The sequence below is a fragment of the Lactovum odontotermitis genome, assembly GCF_054658595.1.
Genome location: NZ_BAAGGQ010000023.1, coordinates 1 through 25,447, shown reverse-complemented (window position 1 = coordinate 25,447; position 25,447 = coordinate 1). Strand labels below are relative to the sequence as shown.

The 25,447-nt window shown below is 46.1% G+C and carries 25 protein-coding genes, 6 tRNA genes, 1 rRNA gene and 1 other annotated feature; of the genes, 1 reads left to right on the top strand and 31 read right to left on the bottom strand.

What is annotated here, in order from left to right; all coding sequences use genetic code 11:
- Positions 1–765: 765 nt before the first annotated feature.
- The 23 genes from ACYQ2E_RS10290 to ACYQ2E_RS10180 form a co-directional block, all read right to left on the bottom strand.
- Entirely contained in the window at positions 766–1,989 is a 1,224-nt protein-coding gene (locus tag ACYQ2E_RS10290) for a tetratricopeptide repeat protein (protein ID WP_460017976.1), read from the bottom strand.
- Between the two features lie 32 nt (positions 1,990–2,021).
- Positions 2,022–2,684 (bottom strand): hypothetical protein, encoded by a 663-nt coding sequence (locus ACYQ2E_RS10285; protein ID WP_460017975.1) that lies wholly within the window; start codon positions 2,682–2,684, stop codon positions 2,022–2,024.
- 193 nt (positions 2,685–2,877) lie between these two features.
- Complete coding sequence (gene lepA, locus ACYQ2E_RS10280; protein WP_460017974.1) at positions 2,878–4,701, bottom strand: translation elongation factor 4; 1,824 nt, start codon at positions 4,699–4,701, stop codon at positions 2,878–2,880.
- Positions 4,702–4,774: 73 nt separating this feature from the next.
- A complete protein-coding gene (locus ACYQ2E_RS10275) occupies positions 4,775–5,308 on the bottom strand; it encodes an HD domain-containing protein (protein WP_460017973.1) in 534 nt (177 codons plus the stop codon).
- Between the two features lie 101 nt (positions 5,309–5,409).
- On the bottom strand, positions 5,410–5,943 hold the full coding sequence (locus ACYQ2E_RS10270) for a GyrI-like domain-containing protein (RefSeq protein ID WP_460017972.1): 534 nt from the start codon (positions 5,941–5,943) through the stop codon (positions 5,410–5,412).
- 114 nt (positions 5,944–6,057) lie between these two features.
- On the bottom strand, positions 6,058–6,411 hold the full coding sequence (gene rplT, locus ACYQ2E_RS10265; RefSeq protein WP_460017971.1) for a 50S ribosomal protein L20: 354 nt from the start codon (positions 6,409–6,411) through the stop codon (positions 6,058–6,060).
- 177 nt (positions 6,412–6,588) lie between these two features.
- A complete protein-coding gene (rpmI, locus tag ACYQ2E_RS10260; RefSeq protein WP_460017970.1) occupies positions 6,589–6,792 on the bottom strand; it encodes a 50S ribosomal protein L35 in 204 nt (67 codons plus the stop codon).
- Between the two features lie 75 nt (positions 6,793–6,867).
- Positions 6,868–7,371, bottom strand: a complete 504-nt coding sequence (gene infC / locus ACYQ2E_RS10255) for a translation initiation factor IF-3 (protein WP_460017969.1) — start codon at positions 7,369–7,371, stop codon at positions 6,868–6,870.
- A gap of 130 nt (positions 7,372–7,501) precedes the next feature.
- Positions 7,502–7,630 (bottom strand) — a sequence feature (ribosomal protein L20 leader region).
- A gap of 96 nt (positions 7,631–7,726) precedes the next feature.
- Complete coding sequence (locus ACYQ2E_RS10250; protein ID WP_460017968.1) at positions 7,727–9,205, bottom strand: SseB family protein; 1,479 nt, start codon at positions 9,203–9,205, stop codon at positions 7,727–7,729.
- A 189-nt stretch (positions 9,206–9,394) separates the two neighbouring features.
- Entirely contained in the window at positions 9,395–10,153 is a 759-nt protein-coding gene (locus ACYQ2E_RS10245; protein WP_460017978.1) for a M15 family metallopeptidase, read from the bottom strand.
- Between the two features lie 63 nt (positions 10,154–10,216).
- Positions 10,217–11,527, bottom strand: coding sequence for a ribosome biogenesis GTPase Der (der, locus tag ACYQ2E_RS10240; RefSeq protein ID WP_460017967.1), 1,311 nt, complete (start codon positions 11,525–11,527; stop codon positions 10,217–10,219).
- Positions 11,528–11,559: 32 nt separating this feature from the next.
- Positions 11,560–12,054 carry a prolyl-tRNA synthetase associated domain-containing protein gene (locus ACYQ2E_RS10235; protein WP_460017977.1) on the bottom strand — a complete coding sequence of 165 codons (495 nt, stop codon included), beginning with the start codon at positions 12,052–12,054 and terminating at the stop codon, positions 11,560–11,562.
- On the bottom strand, positions 12,051–12,779 hold the full coding sequence (locus tag ACYQ2E_RS10230; RefSeq protein ID WP_460017966.1) for a nitroreductase family protein: 729 nt from the start codon (positions 12,777–12,779) through the stop codon (positions 12,051–12,053). Before ACYQ2E_RS10230 ends, ACYQ2E_RS10235 begins: the two co-directional genes overlap by 4 nt.
- Positions 12,772–13,650, bottom strand: coding sequence for a primosomal protein DnaI (gene dnaI, locus ACYQ2E_RS10225; RefSeq protein ID WP_460017965.1), 879 nt, complete (start codon positions 13,648–13,650; stop codon positions 12,772–12,774). Before dnaI ends, ACYQ2E_RS10230 begins: the two co-directional genes overlap by 8 nt.
- Complete coding sequence (locus ACYQ2E_RS10220) at positions 13,650–14,786, bottom strand: DnaD domain protein (protein WP_460017964.1); 1,137 nt, start codon at positions 14,784–14,786, stop codon at positions 13,650–13,652. Before ACYQ2E_RS10220 ends, dnaI begins: the two co-directional genes overlap by 1 nt.
- A gap of 3 nt (positions 14,787–14,789) precedes the next feature.
- A complete protein-coding gene (nrdR, locus tag ACYQ2E_RS10215) occupies positions 14,790–15,236 on the bottom strand; it encodes a transcriptional regulator NrdR (protein WP_460017963.1) in 447 nt (148 codons plus the stop codon).
- A gap of 24 nt (positions 15,237–15,260) precedes the next feature.
- Positions 15,261–15,893 (bottom strand): tRNA (guanosine(46)-N7)-methyltransferase TrmB, encoded by a 633-nt coding sequence (trmB, locus tag ACYQ2E_RS10210; RefSeq protein WP_460017962.1) that lies wholly within the window; start codon positions 15,891–15,893, stop codon positions 15,261–15,263.
- Positions 15,893–16,681 (bottom strand): phosphotransferase, encoded by a 789-nt coding sequence (locus ACYQ2E_RS10205; protein WP_460017961.1) that lies wholly within the window; start codon positions 16,679–16,681, stop codon positions 15,893–15,895. The genes trmB and ACYQ2E_RS10205 overlap by 1 nt, the downstream gene beginning before the upstream one ends.
- A gap of 51 nt (positions 16,682–16,732) precedes the next feature.
- On the bottom strand, positions 16,733–16,978 hold the full coding sequence (locus tag ACYQ2E_RS10200) for a Veg family protein (protein WP_460017960.1): 246 nt from the start codon (positions 16,976–16,978) through the stop codon (positions 16,733–16,735).
- A gap of 58 nt (positions 16,979–17,036) precedes the next feature.
- A complete protein-coding gene (dnaB, locus tag ACYQ2E_RS10195; RefSeq protein WP_460017959.1) occupies positions 17,037–18,395 on the bottom strand; it encodes a replicative DNA helicase in 1,359 nt (452 codons plus the stop codon).
- Complete coding sequence (rplI, locus tag ACYQ2E_RS10190) at positions 18,396–18,848, bottom strand: 50S ribosomal protein L9 (protein WP_460017958.1); 453 nt, start codon at positions 18,846–18,848, stop codon at positions 18,396–18,398. It abuts the gene before it with no gap.
- Between the two features lie 41 nt (positions 18,849–18,889).
- Positions 18,890–20,860, bottom strand: a complete 1,971-nt coding sequence (locus tag ACYQ2E_RS10185) for a GGDEF domain-containing protein (RefSeq protein ID WP_460017957.1) — start codon at positions 20,858–20,860, stop codon at positions 18,890–18,892.
- Between the two features lie 110 nt (positions 20,861–20,970).
- Positions 20,971–22,365, bottom strand: a complete 1,395-nt coding sequence (locus ACYQ2E_RS10180; protein ID WP_460017956.1) for a Cof-type HAD-IIB family hydrolase — start codon at positions 22,363–22,365, stop codon at positions 20,971–20,973.
- Between the two features lie 47 nt (positions 22,366–22,412).
- Here ACYQ2E_RS10180 and ACYQ2E_RS10175 point away from each other — a divergent pair, with 47 nt between their 5' ends.
- A complete protein-coding gene (locus ACYQ2E_RS10175) occupies positions 22,413–23,375 on the top strand; it encodes an asparaginase (RefSeq protein WP_460017955.1) in 963 nt (320 codons plus the stop codon).
- Positions 23,376–23,419: 44 nt separating this feature from the next.
- Here ACYQ2E_RS10175 and ACYQ2E_RS10170 read toward each other — a convergent pair whose 3' ends face one another.
- The 8 genes from ACYQ2E_RS10170 to rrf all read right to left on the bottom strand — a co-directional run bounded on the left by ACYQ2E_RS10170 (position 23,420) and on the right by rrf (position 25,437).
- On the bottom strand, positions 23,420–24,352 hold the full coding sequence (locus ACYQ2E_RS10170) for a DHH family phosphoesterase (RefSeq protein WP_460017954.1): 933 nt from the start codon (positions 24,350–24,352) through the stop codon (positions 23,420–23,422).
- Positions 24,353–24,567: 215 nt separating this feature from the next.
- Positions 24,568–24,651: transfer RNA gene (locus ACYQ2E_RS10165), tRNA-Leu, on the bottom strand.
- A 40-nt stretch (positions 24,652–24,691) separates the two neighbouring features.
- A tRNA-Gln gene (locus ACYQ2E_RS10160) sits at positions 24,692–24,763 on the bottom strand.
- A 55-nt stretch (positions 24,764–24,818) separates the two neighbouring features.
- Positions 24,819–24,891, bottom strand: a tRNA-His gene (locus ACYQ2E_RS10155).
- 11 nt (positions 24,892–24,902) lie between these two features.
- Positions 24,903–24,973: transfer RNA gene (locus tag ACYQ2E_RS10150), tRNA-Trp, on the bottom strand.
- A 16-nt stretch (positions 24,974–24,989) separates the two neighbouring features.
- Positions 24,990–25,070 (bottom strand) — tRNA-Tyr (locus tag ACYQ2E_RS10145).
- Between the two features lie 29 nt (positions 25,071–25,099).
- A tRNA-Val gene (locus tag ACYQ2E_RS10140) sits at positions 25,100–25,172 on the bottom strand.
- 149 nt (positions 25,173–25,321) lie between these two features.
- Positions 25,322–25,437 (bottom strand): 5S ribosomal RNA (rrf, locus tag ACYQ2E_RS10135).
- Positions 25,438–25,447 lie beyond the last annotated feature (10 nt).

Genomic DNA, 25,447 nt, shown 5'->3' with positions numbered 1-25,447 from the left:
GATGCAGGCGCTTTGCAAGCTGTGTCTGCGTCCAGCCCTTACTTTTACGTATTGCTCTTAGTTTTTCTCCTAGATATTCTACACCCATAGAAATATTTTCTCCTTAAAGAAAATAATCTCAAAAATAGAGCTGTCTATTTGAAGAAAAGTTATTCTTTTAGTTGAATTTTACGGTTTTAAAAACAGATAAATTGTTTACCACTGCTTATACAAGTTCTATGAGCGAAAAATGCTTGAAAATAACAAATAGTAGCCCTATCAGAACTCGCATTTCCTTGTTTGAAGTTCAGCGGGCGAAACTGAGAAACACAAAGTAAATAGAAACTTCCCCTCACCAGCTATGGTACCTTTCATCAAGGAAAAAAATTCAGGAATCACCCATATGCCAAGGAAAACTGGACTTTCCTAGAATCAGATTTGGATCTTTCTTTTAGTAGATTCTATTATCTGACCTCTTGCCGAATCCATCAATTAAAAATAAAAAACTGAGCGCCTCGGAGTCAGTCTCAGCAAAGCGCCCAGTTGTGCACTAATTTGCTTGGCTCAGAACAGGTTTGAGCGAAACAAATTAAATCTTAGATACATAATATTACAAGTTTGTGACTTTGTCAAGTAAAAAACATGAAAATCACATGAAAAACCTTTAAAATAAACTATTTCTCCGTCATCATCCATTGAAAGCATGCTCAGAAAGGCTTCCTGAGGCACTTCGACACAGTCGACAGCTTTCATTTGCTTCTTGCCGGCATTTCCAGAAATTTACGCTTACTTAAGTATTTCGATTAGCTTCTTTATTGCATCATGTAAGTCCTGATACTCAGATGGAGAGTCTTCATAGAGAGGTTCAAGTAACTTTTCTGCCTCTAAAACTTCGGACATTGCAAATGATTTATTGTTGAGCTCCAGGTGTACGAGTGCCACCCCCCTCAAAGTCTTTGCCAAATCAATTGAGTATGCAGGATACTCAGCCACTAGCTGGCGATATATTTCCAACACCTCGGTATATTCAATCAAAGCTTTTTCGAATTGCCTTTGAACTCTATGCAAAACCGCCAGATTGTGCAACGTTTCTGCTAAATCAGGAAGATAGGCGGCTGGGATTTCTGCTGCAAGCTCGCGGTTTATTTTCAACGCCTTAGTGTACTCTGCCAAAGCTTTATCATATTGACGCATGTCCGCATGCAAATCTGCAAGATTGTTCAGCCTCTCCGCAAAAAACAAACGATAGGCAGCAGGATTTTCTTCTGCAAACTTACAGTGTATTTTCAATGCCTCGGCAAATTCTGAGGCTGCCTCGTCATATTTCCCTATTTCCACGTGCAAATTCGCCAGATTATCCAGCGTCACTGCTAGGGCAGCCGAGTGTTTTTCTTCAAGCTGACGAAGTAAATCTATTGCTTCGGCGTATTCCAATTCAGCTTTGTCAAATTGATTTATATCTCTGTGAAAAATCGCCAGATTGTTCAGCATCTGCGCTATGTCTGGAAGATAAGCAGATGGATTGTCTTCCGAAAGCCGGCGACGTATTCCGAGTGCTTCTGCGTATTCTGAATCGGCTTTATCAAATTGCTTCATATTTCTGTGCAAATTCGCTAGATTGTTCAGTGTTGCTGCCAAGTCTGAAAGATAGGCAGGGGGATTTTCTTTTGAAATCTGGCGACATATTCCTAACACTTCTGTGTATTCCGATTCAGCTTTGTCAAATTGCTTTATATTTCCGTGCAAATTCGCCAGATTGTTCAGTGTTGCTGCCAAGTCTGAAAGATAGACAGTGGGATTTGCTTTATTTAGTTCACGATATTTTCCAATTGCTTCTTCATAGAGCAAAATAGCCAGAGTATGTTTGTTCTGTTGCTGAGAATAATACCCAAACTCAAACAATATCCTTGGAGAACGACTAATCGTTAGTGCCTCCTTAAAATAACTCTCTGCAAGCTCGAACCGACGAGAGTTTTTCAAGTCTGTAAGTTCCAGCTTTGCTTTAAGCACGAAGACGAAAGCAACTCGCTCTTGTTCAGCACTCAGGTCTTTGCCTGTTTGCGAATTTCTTCTACACTCAGGGAAGCATTTGCCTTAGCATATTCGCCTTCGTTGAACAGTTCGACCGTTCTCTCAACTAGTTTACTTGTCAGCGGCAATCGTTCAATTGTTTCATCAACGCCTGCTATCGCCGCCTTTTGCTCTGCTTCATATTCGTTTCTTATCCGCAGAAGTTCGTTGGTTACCTTATGGATTAGCTGATCAACGTTATCCACTCTAACATGGAAATAGTCAGAAGTATCCGAACGCAGGCTCGCGATAAAGTTAGAACGGTCTATGTTATCAGCATTACTCGGCAACGTATAAACAATAATTTTTGGAAATTTTCTGTTTTTTCGAAGAAGCTTAAGAGCATGTTCGAATTCGTGCATTGTATACTTACCGAGAGTATTCTTTATAATCACGATAAGCATCTGACTTTCGTCAATCAAAGAATCATATTCATCTTGTGAGTGCTTGCTGCCGGGAATCGCTGCACTTTCATATTCCCAGCGCAGAAGTTGAAAATGAAAACCTCCCTTTTTATGAATTTCGTTAAATTCACTCATTGCAATTTGTAGTTTATTTCGATACTTTTCAGTTTCCGCGCCCGAAGCTACAAATAGATTGATATCAATTATTTCTCTTTTCTTTATGTCACTCATGCCTGCACCTCATGATTCCGATTTTAATTTTTCTTACAATTCCTGATTTTATTATAGTCCAAAAATAAACCGATGTAAACATCAAAAAGTTCCCAATAACCAAAACCTAGCCAGATTCTTCCTTTTAGACCTAAAACTAAAAAATAGAATGTGAGAGAAGCAATCACCTGATACTCCATCACATTCTATTTTATCAATCATCATCCATTGAAAGCACGCTCAGAAAGGCTTCCTGAGGAACTTCAACACTGCCGACGGCCTTCATCCGCTTCTTGCCGGCCTTCTGCTTCTCCAGCAGTTTCCGTTTACGGGATATATCTCCGCCGTAACATTTGGCCAAGACGTTTTTACGCAAGGCTTTAATATCTGCACGCGCCAAGACCTTTCCGCCGACGGCCGCCTGAATCGGCACTTCGAACATCTGCCGCGGAATCAGTTTGCGCAGCTTCTCAACAATCTGACGTCCGCGTTCCTGAGCAAATTCCTTATGAGCAATGAAACTCAGTGCATCGACCTTTTCACCGTTGAGCAAAATGTCCATTTTCTGCAGATTCGATTTCTGATAATCAGAAATCTCGTAATCAAAGCTGGCGTACCCGCGTGTGCTTGACTTCAGCTTATCGAAAAAGTCAAAGACAATCTCACTCAGCGGCAAGTGATAAATGACATTGACGCGATTGGCGTCCAGATAGTCCATGGTCACAAAGTCACCGCGCTTACGCTGCGCCAGTTCCATCACTGTCCCTACGTATTCGTTGGGCACCATAATTTGCGCTTTGACATAAGGCTCTTCGATAGATTCAATCCTCGCGGGGTCGGGAAACTCGCTGGGGTTTGCGACTTCGTGCATTTCCCCGTCCGAAGTAATGACGTGGTAAACCACACTCGGCGCTGTCATAATCAGGTCCAGTCCGAATTCCCGCTCCAGGCGCTCCTGCACGACGTCCATATGCAGGAGCCCCAGAAATCCGCATCGGAAGCCGAAGCCCAGCGCTTGAGATGTCTCTGCCTCAAACTGAAGGCTCGCGTCGTTGAGCTGGAGCTTCTCCAGCGCCTCGCGCAGCTCGTTGTATTTATTGGATTCTATCGGGTAAATTCCGGCGAAAACCATCGGGTTCATTTTTTTGTAGCCGTGCAATGGGGCCGCCGCTGGGTGTTCTGCGTTGGTCACTGTATCCCCGACACGTGTGTCAACCACTGTCTTGATAGAAGCCGCGAGATAACCAACGTCTCCTGCCATCAGAAAGTCTCGAGCGACGGACTTGGGCGTGAAAATTCCGACCTCGGTCACATCAAACTCTTTGCCGTTCGACATCAGGCGAATCTTGTCGCCGACCTTCACCGTGCCGTCCACCAGCCGTATCTGCAGAATGACGCCTTTATAGCTGTCGTAAACTGAATCAAAAATCATGGCTTTGAGCGGTGCCTCTACATCGCCGGACGGCGCAGGAATCTTCGTGACGACTTGCTCAAGAATTTCTTTGATGCCGATGCCCGACTTGGCCGAGGCAAGGACTGCTTCGCTCGCATCCAGGCCGATGATGTCCTCTATCTCCTGCTTGGCGAGCTCCGGCTGAGCTGATGGCAGGTCAATCTTATTGATTACCGGCAGAATTTCCAGATTATTTTCCAGAGCTAGATAAGTGTTGGCCAGTGTCTGCGCCTCGACCCCCTGCGATGCGTCCACCACCAAAAGCGCTCCCTCGCAGGCAGCTAGAGAACGACTGACTTCATAAGAAAAATCCACGTGTCCGGGCGTGTCAATCAGGTGGAAAATATAAGTTTTGCCGTCATCGGCATGATAATTCAGCTCAATCGCATTGAGTTTAATCGTAATGCCGCGCTCGCGCTCCAGGTCCATGCTGTCCAGCAGCTGCGCCTGCATTTCCCGCTTGGAAACTGTATCGGTCAGCTCCAGTATCCGGTCTGCCAGGGTTGATTTGCCATGGTCAATGTGCGCGATAATCGAGAAGTTACGAATTCTTGACTGTCTCTCTTTTAACTCAGAAGTGTTCATTCCTTAATTATACCACATCTTTCCAGCTAAAAAGAGAGCAAATTGCCCTCTTATTTTCGTTTCTCGAAGTGTTTTAATTATGCCCGTGCTGCATATTCATACGAAGGTGCTTGAGTTGCTGCTTTCGTACTTGTCTCTTCGCGCGCCGCGAGGCGCGCCATTCTTTGATTGCCACTGCATCGTCCACAAAACTGACCAGAAAAGATTCTTTATAGCGCGGCGGATTCAATGTCGCGCCCCACATGTGTTTGATGATAATGTCCTTCTCCAGCGGAGAAATCTCCGTCAGCTTTTTGGCGTTGCGATAGGCAATCCGCGGATGCACGTAGGCATGCGACTTGGCAAATTTCGTCTCCCGCCAGTCGTAATAGAACATATCATGGAAAAGCCCGGCACGAGCTGTTTCATAGGACTTCCAGCCCAATTTTTTCGTAATTTTATAACTCTGATAACTCACCCGCAAACTATGCTGCAGACGCGTGGAAATGTGATGATGCTCAATTTTATTCAGCTTTTTCAGCTCAGGACGCTTCAAGAACTCACCCACAATGGCCATGTATTCCGGATCATCCAGCCAGGGTTTGTCGTCATCTAAATTTTTTTGCATATTTAGATTATAACACTTACTTTTGAAAATTAAAGGGGCAGAAGAATAGATTAAGGCAGATTTAAGTCAATATGCCAAATGATGTCTCACTTCACTCTCGCCTAATTGATATAAAAACCGTAATCCAAGACGCAGTTTTCACCCGTCATCAACTGCTCATTAAAGCGCTCAAAATTATAGAGTTCGAACTCGTATTTCCAGCCGTCATAACCAGATTCTTGAGCATTATACTTCTCCTCCAGAACCTTCCAGCTAGCCATTACCGGAGCACTACCGAAAATATCTGGCATTTGTCCTTTTATCCAGGTGATGCCCACTTGACTTGCAGGCAGGTTAAGCGACGCAAAACCTTCTGGAACGTCTTTGCCCTCATCAAAGAACATGCCAACCCAGTATTCAAAGCCTGTCATTGATCCGACATTTCCCTTCCAGCGAATGAATCCGATGACTCCCATATCATTTTGAGGGCTGGGAGACAGCGCCATCAGCTGGTCAAATCTTTCAGCCTGGTCCCATTCTTCCCATACGGCTGAAAAAGAGCCGTCATTCATATCTGACATTTCGTATTTTTTTCCGATAAAACGGAGAGCAGGAAATTCCCGTAAGTAGCTGTTCACAATTTCAAATCCCATCATTTTCTCCAAATTAGATTTTTTATTTATTTTACCAATTTTTCATTTTATTCTCAATTCTCTGGCTTGGGAAATATATCAAAAAAAGCAGTTTTCACTGCTTTAAAATACTATTGCTTACAAAGCTTTCTTTGCCTGTTCTGCCAATGCAGTAAATGCAGCAGCATCAGAAATAGCCAAGTCAGCCAGCATCTTGCGGTTGATTTCGATTTCAGCCAGCTTCAGACCATGCATCAGCTTGCTGTATGACAAGCCGTTCATGCGAGCTGCCGCATTGATACGTGCAATCCAGAGTTTACGGAAGTCGCGCTTTTTCTGGCGACGATCGCGGAATGCATAGTAGTATGAGTTCATGACCTGCTCATGAGCAGTCTTGAAGAGTCGGTGCTTAGCACCATAGTAACCTTTAGCGAGTTTCAGTACGCGCTTACGACGAGCGCGAGTGGCAACACTACCTTTAACACGAGCCATATATAATAAATCTCCTTGATATTAAATTTCTAGTAAATTGTCGAATCTGACAATTATTGGAAGTGTTTCAAAGCCTGCTTTTTCGTCTAACTACGCTTTGGCGCTCAGCGTAAACGCCGAGTAAATGAACGCAAAGCCAGGTTAGCCTTCAAAAGCAGGACGGGCTTTGAAACAACTTTATTTTTTCATTGTCGCAAGCATGCGTTTGATACGTTTGAAGTCGCTGACGCTTACCATTCCTGCCTTACGCAGATGACGACGCTGTTTGACAGTCTTGCCGTGGAAACGGTGAGATGTATAAGCGTGGAAACGCTTCAGTCCGCCTGAGCCTGTACGTTTGAAACGCTTAGCAGATGCGCGGTGAGTTTTTTGTTTTGGCATATTCTTAACCTTTCTTATAACAGCTGATTCCGGGGAATCAGACTTCTTTCACTTTCAATAGCTAATTCCAAGGAATTAGGCTTCTTTCTTCTTCAACGGCGCCAACTGTAAAAACATTTGACGGCCATCCATTTTTGCTCTTGATTCAACTGTCGAGATGTCTTTCGTTGCGTCAGAAAATTTGTTCATAATCTCACGGCCGACATCCTGGTGAGTAATCATGCGCCCGCGAAAACGGATTGACACCTTAACTTTGTTACCCTGCTCCAAGAACTTGCGTGCCTGCTTAAGCTTGGTATTGAAGTCATTCTGGTCAATCACCGGACTCAGTCGAATCTCTTTGATTGTAATAATAGTCTGGTTTTTCTTATTCTCTTTCTGCTTCTTCTTTTGCTCAAACTTGAATTTCGCAAAATCCATAATCTTCGCAACCGGCGGTGTCGCCTGAGCAGAAATCAGAACGAGATCGAGTCCTTGTTCCTCTGCCTGTGCAAGCGCAGCGCGAGTCTCAGTGATTCCCAGCTGATCACCCTCGGCAGAGATAAGACGAACTTCTTTTGCGCGAATCGCGCCGTTCATCGTAACGGTCCCTTTTGCTATGTTGTACTCCTTTCAGGTTCATTCAGAACCTCATTTAATGATTTGTCAAAAAGCCGAACTGCAAATCACGTTGCGATTCATGGATTCTGCCGTAAAACAAGAATGTCTAACAGCAAAACAAAAGCGGAGCGTCTTATGCCCCGCAAAAATGAAATTCATTTTATTGAATGAATAATTCCATTTGTCTGCCCAGGTCTATTGACGCTTAGGCGAGAAGCGGGTGCTTCTACTTTTCAACAGGACTTATTCTACCAAAATTATTGAAAGTTGTCAAATCTGACGCTTGTGCTGTTTATGAATCTCTTTATAACTTCTGCCTCGCCAAAAATTGACATCAAACTTTTAAATCTGTCTTCATCCGTAAAATCTGTTTGGCAATCACAGAATCCTGGCCATTTCTGAATGTGAAACTGACATGATTATCCTCAGCCAAAGATATTTTTGAAATATCAAAGTCTTTGAGAATTTCCAGAACTTGATTAATCCCGGCCTTTTTATCTTCAACTTCAATCGTTAAATCGTCAAACTCCTTGCTAGGCTCTGACTGCACGGCATTTATGCTGAACGCTTCCGGTTTCAGATATAAAGAAGAAGTAAATAAATTCAAGTGAACAACGTTTACTTGTTCTTCTTCAGACTGCAAAAACTCTTTAAATTTTTGCAGTGAAGCTAATTCAAAGGAATCAAAGGCATTTAGGAAAAGCTCTGGAATTTGTGAAAAATCTGAAAAAGCAATCAGCTCATTGCTGCCGTTCTCACTTTGCTGAATCGGCAGAGTATATATAATCGGGTGATTCTTGAAATAATGAAGCACATTACTTTCAGAAAAATTCTCAGCTAACTGTTTGGCTGTGTTTTTGTCAAAAATCAGGAATTCATCGTTTTCTATGGCCAATGCTTCTTCACTTCCATCTTTCCAATAGAAACTGACCCCTTCCACGGTATTTCCAAAGTCAATATCATGTTCAGTTCCAGCCAGGTAACAGAGAGAAGTAAAATCGCCCTGGTTTTTTTGTGCCAGATAAAACTTCTGCACGCCGGATTCAGCCAGAGACAGCGTCAGAGTAATAATTGACTGAGGGACATTTGCTGCTGCTTCAAAATTCATGTGATTTTTTATCTCTTTCTCGTCTTCATCGACAATTTGCTCAAGATTGACTTCATCGCTTTCTCGGGTTTCTTGGGTTTCTTGGGAGGCTTCTGTAATTTCATCACTTTTAACCACTGTTACTGTCTCAGCCTCATCTTCAGCAGATGGAAACTCAAGAGGAGCTTGTGTGCTGAAATCGGCATCCAAAGCTGACTCAGTTTTTATTTCCGAAACTGTTTCAGCATCTGAAGGAACATTAACAGATTCATCCGTCTTTTCTTCACGCTCTTTAATTTCAGGGAAATCTTTTTTGCGGCTTTGCTCAAAATCGGCAGGAATTTGCTGCTGAAGCATTTCATCCCGCTGAATCAGGATATTGTCACTGGCCGGATTCAGCACGAAATAAGCAACATCCGGCATCTCATCAAGCAGGTCACGCAAATCTTGAGCATTAACCTCAACATATTCATTGAGTTCCTCATCTTTTGCCTCGGCTGCAGATGTGTAAAGCTGTAAGAAACTTTCATCATCATTGTTAGTGTAAACGACCAGCCCCTCATCTTCACTGAGTAAAATAACTTCATTTTTTTCCAGCCAGGCAATCAAATCCGCGTTATTATCAAATTTAGATGCATCAAATGTAGTTCTTTTTGATGAAGAACTTCGTGAACTATGTGCACCCTCATAGTCATCCCCGTCTTTGAAAAAATCAAACAATCCCATTTTAGTCCATCCTCTTCGAAAGTATTTATTTCGTTTTTTAAAGTTCTGCACGCAACTGTAACAGAAAACAAACTACTTTACAGCATTTAATTTCCAAATACCATAATTTACCCTTATTATACCCTTATTATAGACATTTTGTCAATATTTACGATAAAATTTCCAAAATTTCTCATGATTTTACCAATTTCATTTTTTCAATTTTGCTAAATATTCTTCCAAAGTCAGCTGATTTTCCGTCATATACTTAGCATTCTCCACGCCCACATAACGAAAATGCCAGTCCTCATAGTCAATCCCAGTCGAAGCCGTCCCCCACTCCGGAAAACGCAGAATAAAGCCGTAATCAGGCGCCATCGCCGCAATCGCGCTGGCAGTCGCGGTATCCTCCGCATCAAGCTCATCCACTGCACTCATATCAATAGCAAGGCCCGTCTCGTGCTCAGAACTCTCAGGCGGCTGCGACGTCTTCATGACAAGGTTCTTAGCCTCCTCCTGCGTCCAGCCAGGATTTTCATCCATCGTCTGCTGCACATAACCGTTAAAAAGCTCAGTCTGATACGCCACCGAGCGATAGCCCGAAATCAGATGAACATTAGGGTCAACCGTCTGCGCGGCCGCCAGAAACTCCTCGACAGGCTGCTCTATCCGTGCATCAACTTGGATATTGCCAATAGTTACCAAGCTCGGATTCATCTCAGCTTTCGGATTTTTCAGATTGACCAGGACAAGCTGCCAGTCACTCGCTGAAGCCGAAATCTTTTTCTCCGAACTACTTGAAGAAGCACTGGCAGAACTGGATTGGCTGGCTTGGACTGAAGAGCTAGCCAATCCAGAAGTTTTCTCTTTGCCTGAAAAAGGCTTGAAAATCAGAATAACAATTACAATAATGAGAGCAATAAGCACAAAAGCCGTTGCTCCAGCAAAAAAGAGGCGTCGTTTTCTCAGATGTCGTCTACGTTTATTCCGCTGTAAATTTTGTGAACTCAAAACAAACTCCTCTTCCTGACCTTATTTTCTCCGTCTCACCAAAATCCGAATCGGCGTTCCTTCAAACACAAAAGCCTTGCGAATCTGGTTTTCCAGAAAACGGGAGTAGCTGAAATGCATCAGCTCAACTTCATTCACGAAAATGACAAAAGTCGGCGGTTTCACGGCCACCTGAGTGCCGTAATAAATACGCAGACGCTTGCCTTTGTCGGTCGGTGTCGGATTGACGGCCACAGCGTCCATCAGAACTTCGTTCAGAACAGAACTTCCGATGCGTATGTTCTGTGCTTTATGAATATCCTTAATCTTCTCCGGCAGCTGCTTCAGGCGCTGCTTTGTCACGGCCGAAACAAAGACAATCGGCGCATAGTCAAGAAACTGGAAGCCGTCGCGAATATCCTCTTCCCATTTTTTCATGGTCTTGTCGTCTTTTTCCAGTGTGTCCCACTTGTTGACCACGATGAGAATGCCCTTGCCCGCATCATGTGCAAAGCCGGCAATGCGCTTGTCATAATCGCGAATGCCCTCTTCCGCATTGATGACCACACAGACAATGTCAGAACGGTCAATCGCCCGCATAGCACGCAGCACTGAGTACTTCTCGGTCGTCTCATAGACCTTGCCCGACTTGCGCAGCCCCGCCGTATCAATCATCAGGAACTCTTGCCCCTCGTCATCGATAAAACGCGTATCAATCGCATCTCGCGTGGTACCTGCAATCGGACTGGCAATCACACGATCTTCGCCCAGCATGGCATTAATCAAACTGGATTTGCCCACATTCGGCCGGCCAATCAGACTGAAACGAATCAAATCCGGATTTTCCTGCTCAATTTCTTTCGGAAAATATTTGGACACCTCGTCCAGCAAATCCCCCGTTCCAATGCCGTGCACCGCACTAATCGGATAAGGCTCGCCCAGCCCCAGCGAATAGAAATCATAAATATCCATGCGCCGCTCAGGATTATCCGTTTTATTGACCGCCAGAACAACCGGCTTATCCGATCGGTAAAGGAGCTGCGCCACGTCCTGATCCGCATCAGTCAAGCCTGTTTCGCCGTCCACCACAAAAATAATGACATCCGCCTCATTCATGGCAATCTCAGCCTGGGCACGAATCTGCGCCATAAAAGGCAGGTCAGCCATCTCGATACCGCCCGTATCAATCAGCGCAAAATCACGCGTCAGCCAGTTTGACGTCGCATAAATACGGTCTCGCGTGATACCCGGCGTATCTTCGACAATCGAAATACGCTCACCGGCAATCCGGTTAAAAATAGTGGATTTGCCCACATTCGGACGTCCAACAATGGCAACTGTAGGTAAAGCCATAAGCAAAAAATCTCCTTTACGCGCGACAGCGCTTAGATATCAATAATCTCATATGAATAGCCCTGCGACTCGCAAATCGTGAAACAGGCCTCCATCGGAAAGAATATCGTTTTCGTGTTATCATTCGGATGATAAGTCTGAATCTTATTTTCTTCCAGCATCTCGCGGTCAAAATAAACATGCAGATTGTCATAGTGCGTGCCCACCAGCCCGAACAAACTGACAATCCCAGGCCTCTGGCCGAACACATCCTTCAGACGCTCCTCCGACATGAAATGCAGCCGCTTAACGCCGCCCAGCAGCTCAGCCAGTTCGTCCATGTCCAGCTGCTTCTTGTCATCCATCGTCACCAGATAAATCTGCGTCGACTTCTTATTGACCAGCGCCAGCGTCTTGCAGCGGCAGCCCTCGTAGCCCTCGATAAAAGCATCCGACTCCTCCGTCGAATGGCTCGGCGGATGCTCCACCGTCTCATAAGGAATCCCAAGCTCCGCCATCAGCTGCTGCACCTCAGCAAAGGTTCTCATTTCCATAATTTCTTGTCCCTCAAATTCTCGGTACTTGACGGATTCTCCGGCTGCCCCCATTGCTCAGCGATGCGTGACGACCAGCTGGAGCCTTCACGACGCGCGCCGGCGTATTCAGCCTGGACTTCATCATAAGCCTTGATGACTGATTCATCCTGAATCTGATATTTCTCCTCAAAAACCACAGCCTCATAAGGCAAGCGCGGTTTCACAGAGTTGACCTTGGCCGGGCGCCCCAAAGCAATGCCGAACAGCGGATAGGTATAGTCAGGCAAGCCCAGAATGTCTGAAATCTCGACCGATTTTTCGCGCAATAAACCCATCATCACGCCGCCATAACCCGCAGATTCAGCAGCCAGCAGCACATTTTCCGCCGCCAGCGAAGCATCCACCGCCGAGATAAGGAGCGACTCTGCCCCAGCAGGCTGGAAATCCCCCGCATTCAGAGTCACCGCAAGCCCTGCGCGATTCAAATCCCCCACAAAAACAATGAAATGCGAGCAGCCGAGAACTGCCTTCGTCGCAGGCACATGGTCAGCCTCGTAAATCGCCTGCTTCGCAGCTTCGGATTTCACGATGATAATGCTATAAGACTGAAAATTCTTCCAGTTACTCGCCGCACGCCCAGCCTCAATAAATTCACGGATTTCATCATCCGGAATCACTTCCTCTGTGAACTTGCGGACAGAACTGTGCCGCCGCATCAAATCAATTATTTCACTCATGACGCCGATTCTTCCCTTCTAAATGAATTTCTTCAGACAAAAATTTGACCCGCTCCATCACACGCTTGGCTGCCCAAGTATCAATCCCGTCACGCGTCTGTGACAGCCGCTCCTGCAAATCCTTCATGCTGTAGTTGGATGTAAAGAAAGTCAGCAGATTATTGTCCATGCGATACTGTAGAATAACCTGCAGGACATTATCACGCGCCCAGGCACTATTCACCTCGCCGCCGATATCGTCCAGAACCAGAACCTGTGCTGTCTTGACCGTCTCCACCTGATTACTGGCCGCAAAATTCGGCTGTGCAATATAAGTCGGATAGTGAATCATCTGACAGTTCAGACCTTGCGTCGCCAAGCTATTCACCATGCCCGCCAGCAGATATGACTTGCCGACGCCGAAGTCACCGTAGAGATAAACGCCTTTGGCTGAAGACGGCTCGTTTATCACGCTCTGAAGCGCACGGATTGCAGGCATACGGCCCTTGTCCCGATTGGTAATCTGGTCATAAATGTCATGCTGCCAGGAAACCTTTTTAAAGCCGGGCGAGAGACCAATCAAGGTAAAACGCTGCTCCATCTCCAGTCGTGCCCGGTTTTGAATCAGAAAACTCGTCTCCTGATAACTGACATCTACATAACCATCGTTCAGCTCCAGAACCGGCTTGTAGGCAGATGAACTATTGAACTTTTCCTTCTCCGTCAGATATTCAGAAAACTTCGACAGAGCCTTAGAAACTTGCTGCTCCGTCAATTTGTGCTTTAAAATAAACTCGGCGATTTCAGAATTCATGAGGATTTTTCGGCGCAGGCGCGAAAGGTCTGCAGAGCGTTCCGCCCGCTGTTCCAAGCTTTTAGATATAGGCTCCATTAGGTTTCACTCCCTTTCTTCATCGCTTCTAATTCTTTCTTAAATGCCGCAACTTCCTCGTCCGTAGCCGTTTCATCATAGCCAGGATTTGACCAAGTCGGCTCAGCCTTAACAGCTTTCTTAGCCGAAGCCGTTTTCCGAGGCTTCTTCTCAAACTCTGCAATATGCTGAATCGCCGCTTCCGCCGTGGTAATCCCGTTCCTCAGCCAGTCATTGGCAATACGATTCACGAAAGCCGCGCTCAGGCTCGGGTTCTTCTGCTGAATCAGCGTATAATGAATCAAAATGTTCTGAACCTCGGGTATCATTTTCTGCTTGTTGAAATTCGACAGCAGCTTGAGCTCGTCTTGGCTGACAAAACCGCCGACCTGACGTTTAAGCTGAGTCAGGAAATCCTGCGGACTCGCAGATTTTGCCACCTGGGCAAGCACTGCAGCTGCATTCTCCAGCTGCGGCTTCTTCTCACTGTCCGCAATATACTTGCGAATCATTGACGCCGTGTTAATCGTCTTATCCGCATTGAGCGTTTCCTCCGCCAGCTTGAATAGGCCGTACCAGTCCAGGCTGAATTTCTCGGCCATACTGTAAAGATGCAGAATATCCTTATTTTCATCGGCAAAACTGAATTTCCGCTGCTGCATCAGTGACTTGAAACTGCTCAAGTCCAAATCGCCAATTGGCGGAACTGGATTCTCCTCCAGGCTTTCCTGTAAATCAGAGAGAAAAATATCAGAAAATCTGACCTTCAGCTCATTGCCCTCAGTCTTTGTACTCTGCATCTCGCTCACAGTCTTCGCACCGATTTTATTGATTAACAGCTGCACCAGCAACTCATCAGCCAGAAAATCCTCAAAATTACGCGGACTTCTCAGCTGAAACTGAAAAGCATTATGACAATCAAAAATTTTCATCAGAGAAATCGCCCGCAGCTTGTCAAAAGCCTGCTCCAGCTGCCTCTGACCAACATTCAGATATTCCATCAGCTTAGAAAACTTGCCGGACGGCGTCACGCGCAGCAGCAGATAAAGCGTATAAGCCGTTTTTCCCAGAACAGGCAAATAAAGCTTTGAGAAAGCAGCGTCATCAAAGCTTGTTTTTCCGATATTCACAATAGAAAATTTATCGCCTGGTCTCATTTATCACTTCTTTGTAATGTGTTTCAGCAAATCCTCAAGCTCGCTGACGTCCTTAAACGAGCGGTAAACCGAGGCAAAGCGCACATAAGTAATCTCATCCAAATCCGCCAGCGCCGCCATGACAAACTCGCCGATTTGCCCGCTCGGCACCTCATTCTCCCCCAAGCCGCGCACCTTCTGCTCAATCCCCTCGACCGTTTCCTCAATCTTCTCGATAGAAATCGGACGTTTCTGGGCACTTCGTATAATACCGCGCATAATCTTCTCGCGGTCAAAAACCTCGCGCGTATTATCCTTCTTGACCACCAGCAGCGTCGGCTGCTCAATGCGCTCATAAGTCGTAAAACGAAAACCGCAGGACATACATTCCCGCCGGCGGCGAACCGCATCATCACTGGCTCTAGTATCCAGAACCTTAAAATTTTCAGACTGACAACGTGGACATTTCATAATTTTAAACCTTCCGCTTTCCGGTTACTCGACAAATTGCGCTTCCATACGGTAAATCGGCCCCTTATCCGACCATTTCCGCTCATACTCGGTCAAAACATTCTGCGGCGCGAACTCCAAATCCTTATGCAAATCCAGCCAAATCTGTCTAAAAACCATGCCGTACTGGCTCATTGACACCAGACTATACTCAAACAACCCCCGGTTATCTGTCTTAAAATGTACCTGTCCATTGGGCACCAGAATCTGCTCATAAAGCCTGAGAAAGTCTTTATAAGTCAGACGACGTTTTTCATGACGCGTCTTAGGCCAAGGGTCCGAGAAATTCAAATAGAGCAAGTCAACCTGATGCGCCCCAAAATACTCCGTCAAATTCCGCCCGTCCGCGAGCAATAGACGCACATTGGATAAATCAGCGGCCAGCAGCTTGTCCAGTGCATAAGAAATCACCGTCGACTGCAAATCAATCGCAATATAATTAATCTCAGGATGACGTGCCGCCATTCCGAGAATAAAATCACCTTTCCCGCAGCCGACTTCAATATGAATAGGATTCTCATTGCCGAAAACCTTCGTCCAGTCAACTGCTTCCGTCAGCACCAAATCAGTATGAGCTGCCAGCAGCTCTTCCGCACCTTTTCTTTTCTTTACACGCATTAAAACATTTCCATAAAGTGGCGCAAGCCCTGAATCTCAGCATTTGCCGCCATTGTATTGTTCACAGACAAATAAGCATCAATCCGCTTCAAATAAGACAACTTCCCGTACCAGATGAATTTCGCCAGCGAAGCCACATCTGACAAGCGGTCGCCCGACCTAGCCAGCCAGGCCCCCCAGTGCTGCCGCGGAATATAGTGCGACAGCAGGAAAGCATTGTCCAGATAAGCATCGCCTAGACTGACCGTTTCCCAGTCAATCAGGTAAATCCGGCCATTCTTAGAGCGCAGCCAGTTACTTGGTGAAATATCGCCGTGCACCACTACAATACTAAGATTATTGAGATAAGGCACCGTTTCAAGCATGGTATTCGTCACGCTGCAGAGAAAAGTGTTATTCGCAATCACCGAGTTCGGTTTATTGATGAGCTCAGACAGAATCTCTGCCGGTCTTGACACCGTCCTATCAAAAGTCGAGAGCGAATCCCGCAGCGTCCGGCTCGAATGCAGCTTGCTTAACAATTCAAAGACCTGCTCATCCATCATATCCGCCGGCTGCAGCGTCGTGCCCTCAATCCAGGACTGGGCCGTCAAAGTATCCCCATTCTGCGTCTTACGAATCCATTGAATTTTGGGCGCAAGCCCCTCGGTAGAAAGGCTCGGCAAAAGAGGGTTCGCATTCACCTTGATGAAAACCCGCTGATTTCGAAATTCTCCCATATAAGAATTTCCCGAACTGCTGTCAATGACACGCATTTGCCAGTTCAATGATGGTTCTTGCGTTACCATTCTACCCTACCTCTAACAATCCCTTTCCTAAATTTTTTTCATAATCAGCAATTAATAATGAATCAAAATCGTCTGCGTCAAAATATCCGCATACTGATAAGATTCACGTACCCTCGGTCCGCCTGGACGGGCCGGAATATTTTCAACCACGAAGTGAGTGGCATAAGCCTCAAGCAGCACAACCTTATGACGGTTTTCACGCTTACGTCCATATTGAGAGGTAATCTCAATCGTCTGGCCCAAATGGGCTTCCACTTCTTTGCGAATATCTACAATTTTTCCAACTTCTTGTTCCATGGATTCTCCATCTATTTTTTTCAAGTAGGCTTATTATACCACGTTTTCTGGTCAGATTCTAGTTTTCTGTGTGATACTGTTCAACATTGGCGAACTTATTATACTCTTTTATAAATCTGAGCTTTGCTGTTCCCCGGCTCCCAGAGCGGTTTTTCTCAATGATGATTTCAACTGAATCATCAGCGACTTCTTCAACTTCTTCACCCTCACGCTGATAATAATCCTCGCGGTAAAGAAAGGCGACAATGTCCGCATCCTGCTCGATTGAGCCGGACTCACGCAAATCCGACAAGCGCGGCCGCTTATTGTCACGGCCTTCAACACTACGGGACAGCTGACTCAGCGCAATCACCGGCACTTTCAGCTCTTTGGCCAAAATCTTCAACTGCCGGGAAATGTCCGAAACTTCCTGCTGACGATTTTCCCGGCCATTGCCTGAAATCAGCTGCAGATAATCAATCACGATGAGTCCGAGATTGCCGATTTCCTGCGCTAAACGGCGACTCTTGGCACGAATTTCAGACACTTTGATACCAGGTGTATCATCCACATAAATCTGAGCCTGCGACAAGGTATTATTCGCATGCACCAGATTTTCCCAGTCCGTGTCTGTCAATTGTCCGGTACGGATATGATATCCGTCAATCGGGCCGGTTGCGGCCAGCAGACGGTCAACCAGACTGTCAACACCCATTTCCAGCGAAAAGATAGCGACTGCCTTATCCAGTGACGTGGCAACATTTTCAGCAATATTCAGCGCAAAGGCGGTCTTCCCGACACCTGGACGCGCCGCTAGGATTATCAGTTCTTCCTCGTGAAATCCGGTCGTCAGGCGGTCAAGTTCTGTAAAGCGCGTCGCAAGACCTGTGACGGTACTCTTGTTTTTGGCCCGTTCTTCGATTTGGGCAAAGCTGTCATTGATGACATCCGGAACCTTGACAAAACCTGTTCTGGTCTGTCCCTGCGAGATTTTCGTCAGACTTTTCTCGGCAAGTGCCAGTAAATCCTCAGCTGAATCTTCAAGCGAATAGGCCTTATCGACGGTCGTGGTCAGTTCACGGATAATTGCGCGCTGCTGCGCTCTCTCTTTGACAATTCGTGCATAAAAAACCGCCCGCGAAGGCAAAGGAAAGTTTTCCGTCAGCTCGCTCAAATAGGCAATCCCGCCGACTACTTCCAAATCGCCCTGACTCTCAAGTCTGGCACTCAGCGTGACAATGTCAATCGGCTCACGTAAGTCCGACAAGCTGTCCATGGCCTGAAAAACCAGCCGATTCGCCGTCCGATAAAAATCCTCGGCTGCCAGAATTTCTTTTACATCAAAGAGCCGCTCACTTTCCAGCAGAATGGCGCCCAGCACCGCGCTTTCAGCAGCCAAATCCTGCGGCGGCTGTTTAACGACTTCTAACTCCGGCATTTAGGCCTCACTCACTCTGACTCTGACATTGGCCGTTACCTCCGGATGAATGCGAATCGGTACCACACGCTCGCCCAGAGCTTTCAGCGGGTTGTCCAGCATGATTTTATGCTTGTCCAGCTTCAGACCGTACTGCGCATTGATGGCATCTGCCACCTTTTTTGAGTTAATCGCGCCGAAAAGACGACTGTCAGCCCCGACCTTTTCCTTTAGCTCAATGACCACATTTTTATCTTCCAGCTGAAGCTTCAGCAGCTGTGCATCTGCCAGTGCATCTGCATCATCACGCGCCTTAGCCTTTTTCTGCGCCTCAAGCGTAGACACGGCAGAATTTGTAGCTGCTTGCGCCAGATTTTTCTTAATTAAAAAATTCTGGGCATAACCATCTGAAACTTCTTTGATTTCACCTTTCTTGCCCTTGCCCTTTACGTCTTGTAAGAAAATAACTTTCATTCAACAACCTCCTTTGGATGCCTATCCGCTTTGCTTTATTTTCAATGTTTGCCTGATTCATTTTTTGATAAGAGCTGAACCAGCGCTGCTCTTGCTTCTGTCAATGATTGCCCTGGGAGCACGGTTGCGGCTGTGTCAAAGTGTCCGCCGCCGCCCATTTTCTCCATGATGGTCTGGACATTGATTTTTCCATTGCTGCGGGCTGAAACTTCAACATTTCCCGACTGGCCGATTCCCATAGTGAAGCTGGCTGCAACGCCGTTCATGGTCAAGAGCTCATCTGCAGCTTTGGCTAAAATAACTTTTTCATAGACCTTGTCCGGATTCCCCAAAGCCACTGCAATGCCGTCGGCCAGCATCACTCCGGCCAGTACAACCTCATTGACCTCTTTGAAAGTATCAAAGTTCGTGGCCAGAAGCTTTTGAATGACTTCATTGTCTGCCCCGTGGTCACGCAGATAAGACGCGGCATCGAAGGTTTTTGAAGTTGTAGCTTTGGTAAAGGACTTGGTGTCAACCGAGATGCCTGCTAAAGCAACCGATGCCTCAATCGGCGACATATTTGTCTTGCCGTGATTCTGGAACTGCAGAATTTCTACCGTCATTTCAGTGGCAGAGCTGGCAGCCGAATCAATATAGGACAGGAGCGGATTCTCAGGGAAGTCTTCGTCACGCCGATGGTGATCAATGACAACAACCTTTCCGAAGCTCTCGTAAAACTCAGGGTCAAGCGTCCGGCTGATTTTAGAGTGATCTACCATAATCAGCAGTGAATTTTCAACTTTCAATTTCTTAGCCGCATTGATTTCCAGCACATAATCGGCGAGATTATCTGCACCGTTAAGCGCATCAATTGCACGTCTGGTGTCATCCTGCAGCTGGTCTTTATTGTAGACAACGAAAGCTTCCTTGCCGACGGCGGTAACAAAATTCCGCATGACCGTCGCAGCGCCCAACGCATCCATATCCGGATAGCGATGACCGACAATGAAAACCTGGTCTGTTTCCAGAACAATAGTTTTCAGCATTGAAGAAATCGCCCGCACACGCGTTCTGGACTTAATGACGCGCGATTCCGAATTCCCGCCGAAATAAATGGCCCGCGCCGTATCTTCATTTTCCTTGACCACAACCTGGTCACCGCCGCGAATCAGCGCCAGCTCAAGATTGTTCAGCGCCGTCTTGCCGATTGACGTATAATCAACCACGCCATAAGAGACGCCCAGAGAAATCGATAAACTCAGCTTAAATTCACTGACACGATTTCTAAATTCATCCAGCAAATCAGAAAACTGCTCTTTCATCAAATCCGACAGAACCTGATAGTTTGTAAAGAACACATAACGGTCAGCCGACTGCCGACGCAGATACATCTGACGAGAATTCGCAAAACTCTCCAGAAAATTCGCAATCAGACTATTAATACGTGAACGCTCACTTTCAGACAGCGCGTCCGTAACATCATCATAATTATCAATTGCAACCGCGCCGATTACCGGGCGCCGATTGGACAAATCACTCTTCGCCTTCTTTTCACTCGTCACATCCTGCAAATAAAGAATGTCATTTTCCCGGTCAAAATCCACGCTGTAGAAATGGTCAGACAGCTGGAAATTCTTCGACTGCGCATGATATTCGTCAATCAGCTGTTTAATCAACTCAGGCGTCACTTCAACCTCAGCCGTCTGAAACACAAACTCAGCGAATTCATTGTACCAGTCGACCATATAATTTCCCGGATTGAATTTAATAATCGCAACCGGCAAAGCTTTCAGAGTATTTTCAAGCGTCTCTTCCGAAATCTGGTTAACCTCGGCAATGATTTCCAGGCGCCGAATGCGGTTCTTCTCCAGCCATAAAATAACCAGCCCCAGAATCAGCAGATTTGCAAGAATAATCACCCAGAAATGGAAAAGCATGTCAAGCAGACTAAACAAAAAAATCTCAAGCGCAGTTAAAACGACCATAATGGCCGCAATAATAATCAGCGATTGATAATTTCCTTTTTTCATAATAGCTTCTTAATATTTTACCACAAATTGCCGGAAAATTGGGGCTTCAGCTGGAAACCGCACGCAGACACAGTCGACAGCCCCCTACTTTCCAAACAAACTGTACAGAATTATTTCTTCTGCTTCTTGAGCGAAACCCGCTTCTGCCGCTCCAATTCCTTCTGAATATCCTCTTCCGGCGAATACTTATCCTGCCAGTTATCCGGCTTAAGCAGCTTACCCGTCACACTGTCAAAATGCGGGCTTCCATCAGGGAAAATCTTCGCCATGTTGGCTTTATGGACAATATTAAAAATTTCGTAAGGGTCTACACCTGACAGAACAAGACTCCCGTATGTAAAATAAAGCAGGTCAATCAGAGCATCCGTCTGCGAAGTCAGCGCATCCGCCTTTTCTTTGACTGACTGATTCTGCACTTTCTGCACCGCTTTGTCAATGGCCGCATGCAGATTATCCATCATTTCGTCAAAAATAACCGCGTCGCCGTCAGCCACTGCGTACAAAAACTCAACAATTTCTTCAATCTTGAAGTCACTGCGATGCTCAGCTTCTTCCGCACCGAAAACCCTCGGCATTTCCTGAGTAACGCCATCCATCAGCCGATGAAAATCCTTGACCTTATTATAAGTCAAATCTTTTGAAACAAAACTGGATTTATCGTCAAAGACAACCAGCCCATAATAGGCCAGTGCACGTGCAATACCGTCATTTCCATTGCTCGTTGTCACATGGTCCGCGATTTCCTTGACATTAGCCGTCGCATTGCCCATAGCAACACCGACTCCCACGCCTTTAAGCATCTCGATATCATTATCCGAATCGCCGAAAGCCATAGTTTCGACTAATTGGAAACCGAAAATATCGCCCAAGCGCTTGATACCGCGAATTTTAGAAGTACCTTTGGACAACAGGTCAGCCGAATAGGGATTCGAGCGCGTCACCGCCAAATCTTCAAATCTTGTCTCAAGCTGGTCCGTCTCTGCCGCCGTCGAAACCATCATGATTTGATAAATCGGTACTTTCAGCAGCTTACGCGGATTATAGACAACCGGTCTAAAATGTCTCACAAACTTCTGGAACAAATTCTTGGCAAAATTCGCCATAAACTTCGGCAAAAGCCCAGCAATGTAGCCCGCCGTCCGCGACTCACCGAACTTCAAGAGCCCTGAGCCCGTCACGCCGTCAGCCATCCCGAAAGACAAATCGCGATGATTGTCCGCCGCATAGCGGATGATTTTCTGAATCAGCTTCTTGTCCATAGGATTCGCATAATAGACATTCTTTGAATCCAGAATATACTGGCCGTTATAAGTCACCGCAAAATTCAAATCCAGCTCTTCCAGCAGAGCTAAAGCAAAAGAAGGCCCGCGTCCCGTCGCAATTCCGACCAGAATGCCGCTGCGCCGCAGATCAATAATTGCCCGCCGAGTGGACTGCGCCACACCGCGTGTCGGTGTTAAAAGCGTCCCGTCCAAATCAAAAAATACAGCCTTGATTTCTGTCATATTAATTTATTATACCGCAAAATCCAAGATTTTGATATAATTTCCTCATGAAGAAAAAAATTCTTGTTTTGCACACCGGCGGCACAATTGCCATGTCTGAAGATAAATCTGGACAAGTTGTTCAAAATTCAAATAATCCGCTCATGGTCAACGAACCCGAAATGTCTGATGTCGAGCTGACAACGGAAGACATCTTTAACCTGCCCAGCCCGCATATCACTTTAGAGGACATGCTGCTTCTGAAGAACCGTATTCAGCAGGCATTCAGCCAGCAGGACTTTGACGGCGTCGTCATCACACACGGAACGGACACGCTAGAAGAAACCGCGTATTTTCTTGACCTGACCCTCCCTTCCGGCAAGCCCGTCGCAATCACTGGCGCCATGCGTTCAAGCAATGAACCTGGTACCGACGGCTACTTCAATTTTCTCTCAGCCATCCGCACAGCCAGTGATTCCAGCTCAGCTAACCGCGGTGTGCTCGTCGTCATGAATGCGGAAGTGCATGCAGCCCGCTTTGTCACCAAGACACACACCACCAATGTGTCAACCTTTCAAACACCGACCTACGGCCCCATCGGCCTGGTCACGCGCCACCGCATCCTCTATCATCAGACACTTGAAAGCCTGGAAACAATCGACTGCCAAAGCGTTGCAGGCCGTGTTCCCATCATCAAAGCCTATTCCGGCATGACAAGCGAAACCTTTGACCTTCTTGACCTGACGCTTTTAGACGGCCTAGTGATTGAAGCACTAGGAGCCGGAAATCTTCCGCCGGCCGCATTCTCAGGTTTAAAACGGCTTCTGGATGCCGGAATCCCAATTGTATTAACATCGCGCTGTTTCAACGGCTTGGCTGAGCCAATCTATGCTTATCCCGGCGGCGGCGTGGAACTTTATGAAGCCGGAATCATGTTTGCGCAGGAAATCAATTCTCAAAAAGCCCGTATCAAGCTAATCGTCGGTCTTAATGCCGATGTAAAAAATCTCCGGAGTTTTTTTGAAAGATAAAAAAGATAGAAAAAAAGTTGCCGAATTTGACAACTTTTTCTGTTTTATTTTACAACCTCTTGCAGCTCATGCCAGATTTCCTCTAATTCCTCAAACGAATAAGCATTAGCGCCGGAAGCAAGCAAATGCCCGCCGCCGTCATGACGCTTAGCAATCTCATTAATCGGAATCTCCTTGCTGCGCATTCTCACACGATAATGCCCGTCCGGCTGCTCCACAAAAATAGCCCAGGCCTTAATATCGCGAATATTACCAGGCGTCCCCACAATCACAGAAGTCTCACTATCCAGCAAATCCATCGACTTCAGCAAATCCCGCGTCAAAGTCACACAAGCCGCACCAGCAGCCGAAATCACCAGATTCTCATAGACATAACCCTGCAGACGCGCCACTTTCATGTCAAAAGAGGCCATCTCACGCCCCAAAGCCGCCCGGTCAAAGTCATAGCCTGCCAGTTTCGAGGCCAAATACAAGGTCTTGGAGCTCGTATTCGGATAAAGAAAACGCCCTGTATCCCCAATTATCCCAGCATAAAGCAGACGTGCACCACTGTCAGGAATCACCAAATCCTGCGACAAAGCAAACTCAGTAATGATTTCTGACACAGAACTAGCAGAATCGTCCACATAAATCAAATCGCCATAAGGATCATCATTCGGATGATGATCAATTTTAATCAGGCAGTCCGCCTTCTGCCAGTCTTTCCCATCAATACGCGGCCGATTCGCCGTATCACAAACGATTGCCAAAGTTTCACTGAGATTTCCGTCAAACTCATCCATATGAGTCAGATAAGCCAAAGTCGGCTCATCAAAACCAATCGCGCAAATTTCTTTTTCAGGAAAATTCGCCCGTAAAACCTCACGCAGCCCGCATTGCGAACCAATCGCATCCGGATCCGGATTTTGGTGACGCATGATAATAATCTGGTCATATTCTCGAATCTTGGCCAGAATCTCTTTAAAAGTATTGTTCATACTGCTCCTTAACTAGTCTCCTAAAGAAAAGTAGAAGAAAACGCACCTTTCCAATGCTTTCAGCTAGCTCAACAAAAGAAGTACAAGTGTATTATAGCAAATAAAAACTATTTTTGGAGAAATGACCAGTACTAATTAGGTTTTTCATTGACAATATCGAAAAACAACATAAAAAAAGACGCCAACTCAAGTCAACGCCACTACCAACATATCAATGCCCGGAGCCGGGGTCGAACCGGCACGATATTACTATCACCAGATTTTGAGTCTGGCGCGTCTGCCAATTCCGCCATCCGGGCAAATACAACTATACAAATTTAAGAAAGATACAAGTAAAAACTGGGGTAACTGGATTCGAACCAGTGCATGCAGCAGTCAAAGTGCTGTGCCTTACCGCTTGGCTATACCCCAAGTTAAGGCTCAAATGCCTTACTAGCACATCCTCCCACAATAGAAGAAAGCTAAGGGCGAGAGAGGGGAATCGAACCCCCGAATGCCAGTGCCACAAACTGGTGTGTTAACCACTTCACCACTCCCGCCAAAATAGTAACACGGGCAGTAGGAATTGAACCCACACTAAAGGTTTTGGAGACCTTTGTACTACCTTTATACGATGCCCGTATTCGAAATAAAAAAATGGAGGGGAGAGGATTCGAACCTCCGAACCCGAAGGAGCGGATTTACAGTCCGCCGCGTTTAGCCTCTTCGCTACCCCTCCAATTCAAATTAAATGATGTCAACACATCATGGGAGTTAACGGGATCGAACCGCTGACCCTCTGCTTGTAAGGCAGACGCTCTCCCAGCTGAGCTAAACTCCCCGATTAAAATTTGGATTTATCACAGCTGGCGAGCGTCAAGCGGTAAAAAGCTGCGCTTTTCTTATCCGCTACCTCGAAGCAGTGCTTCGAGCTCTCCCAACTGAGCTAAACTCCCTAGATTAAGATAAAACTTAATCAAAAAAGCAAAAGCTTGGGAACGCCCATATCTGACAGGGGGCAACCCCCAACTACATCCGGCGCGGTGAGGCTTAACTGCTGTGTTCGACATGGATACAGGTGTATCCCTCACGCCATGATTCCCAAACTAATTGCTT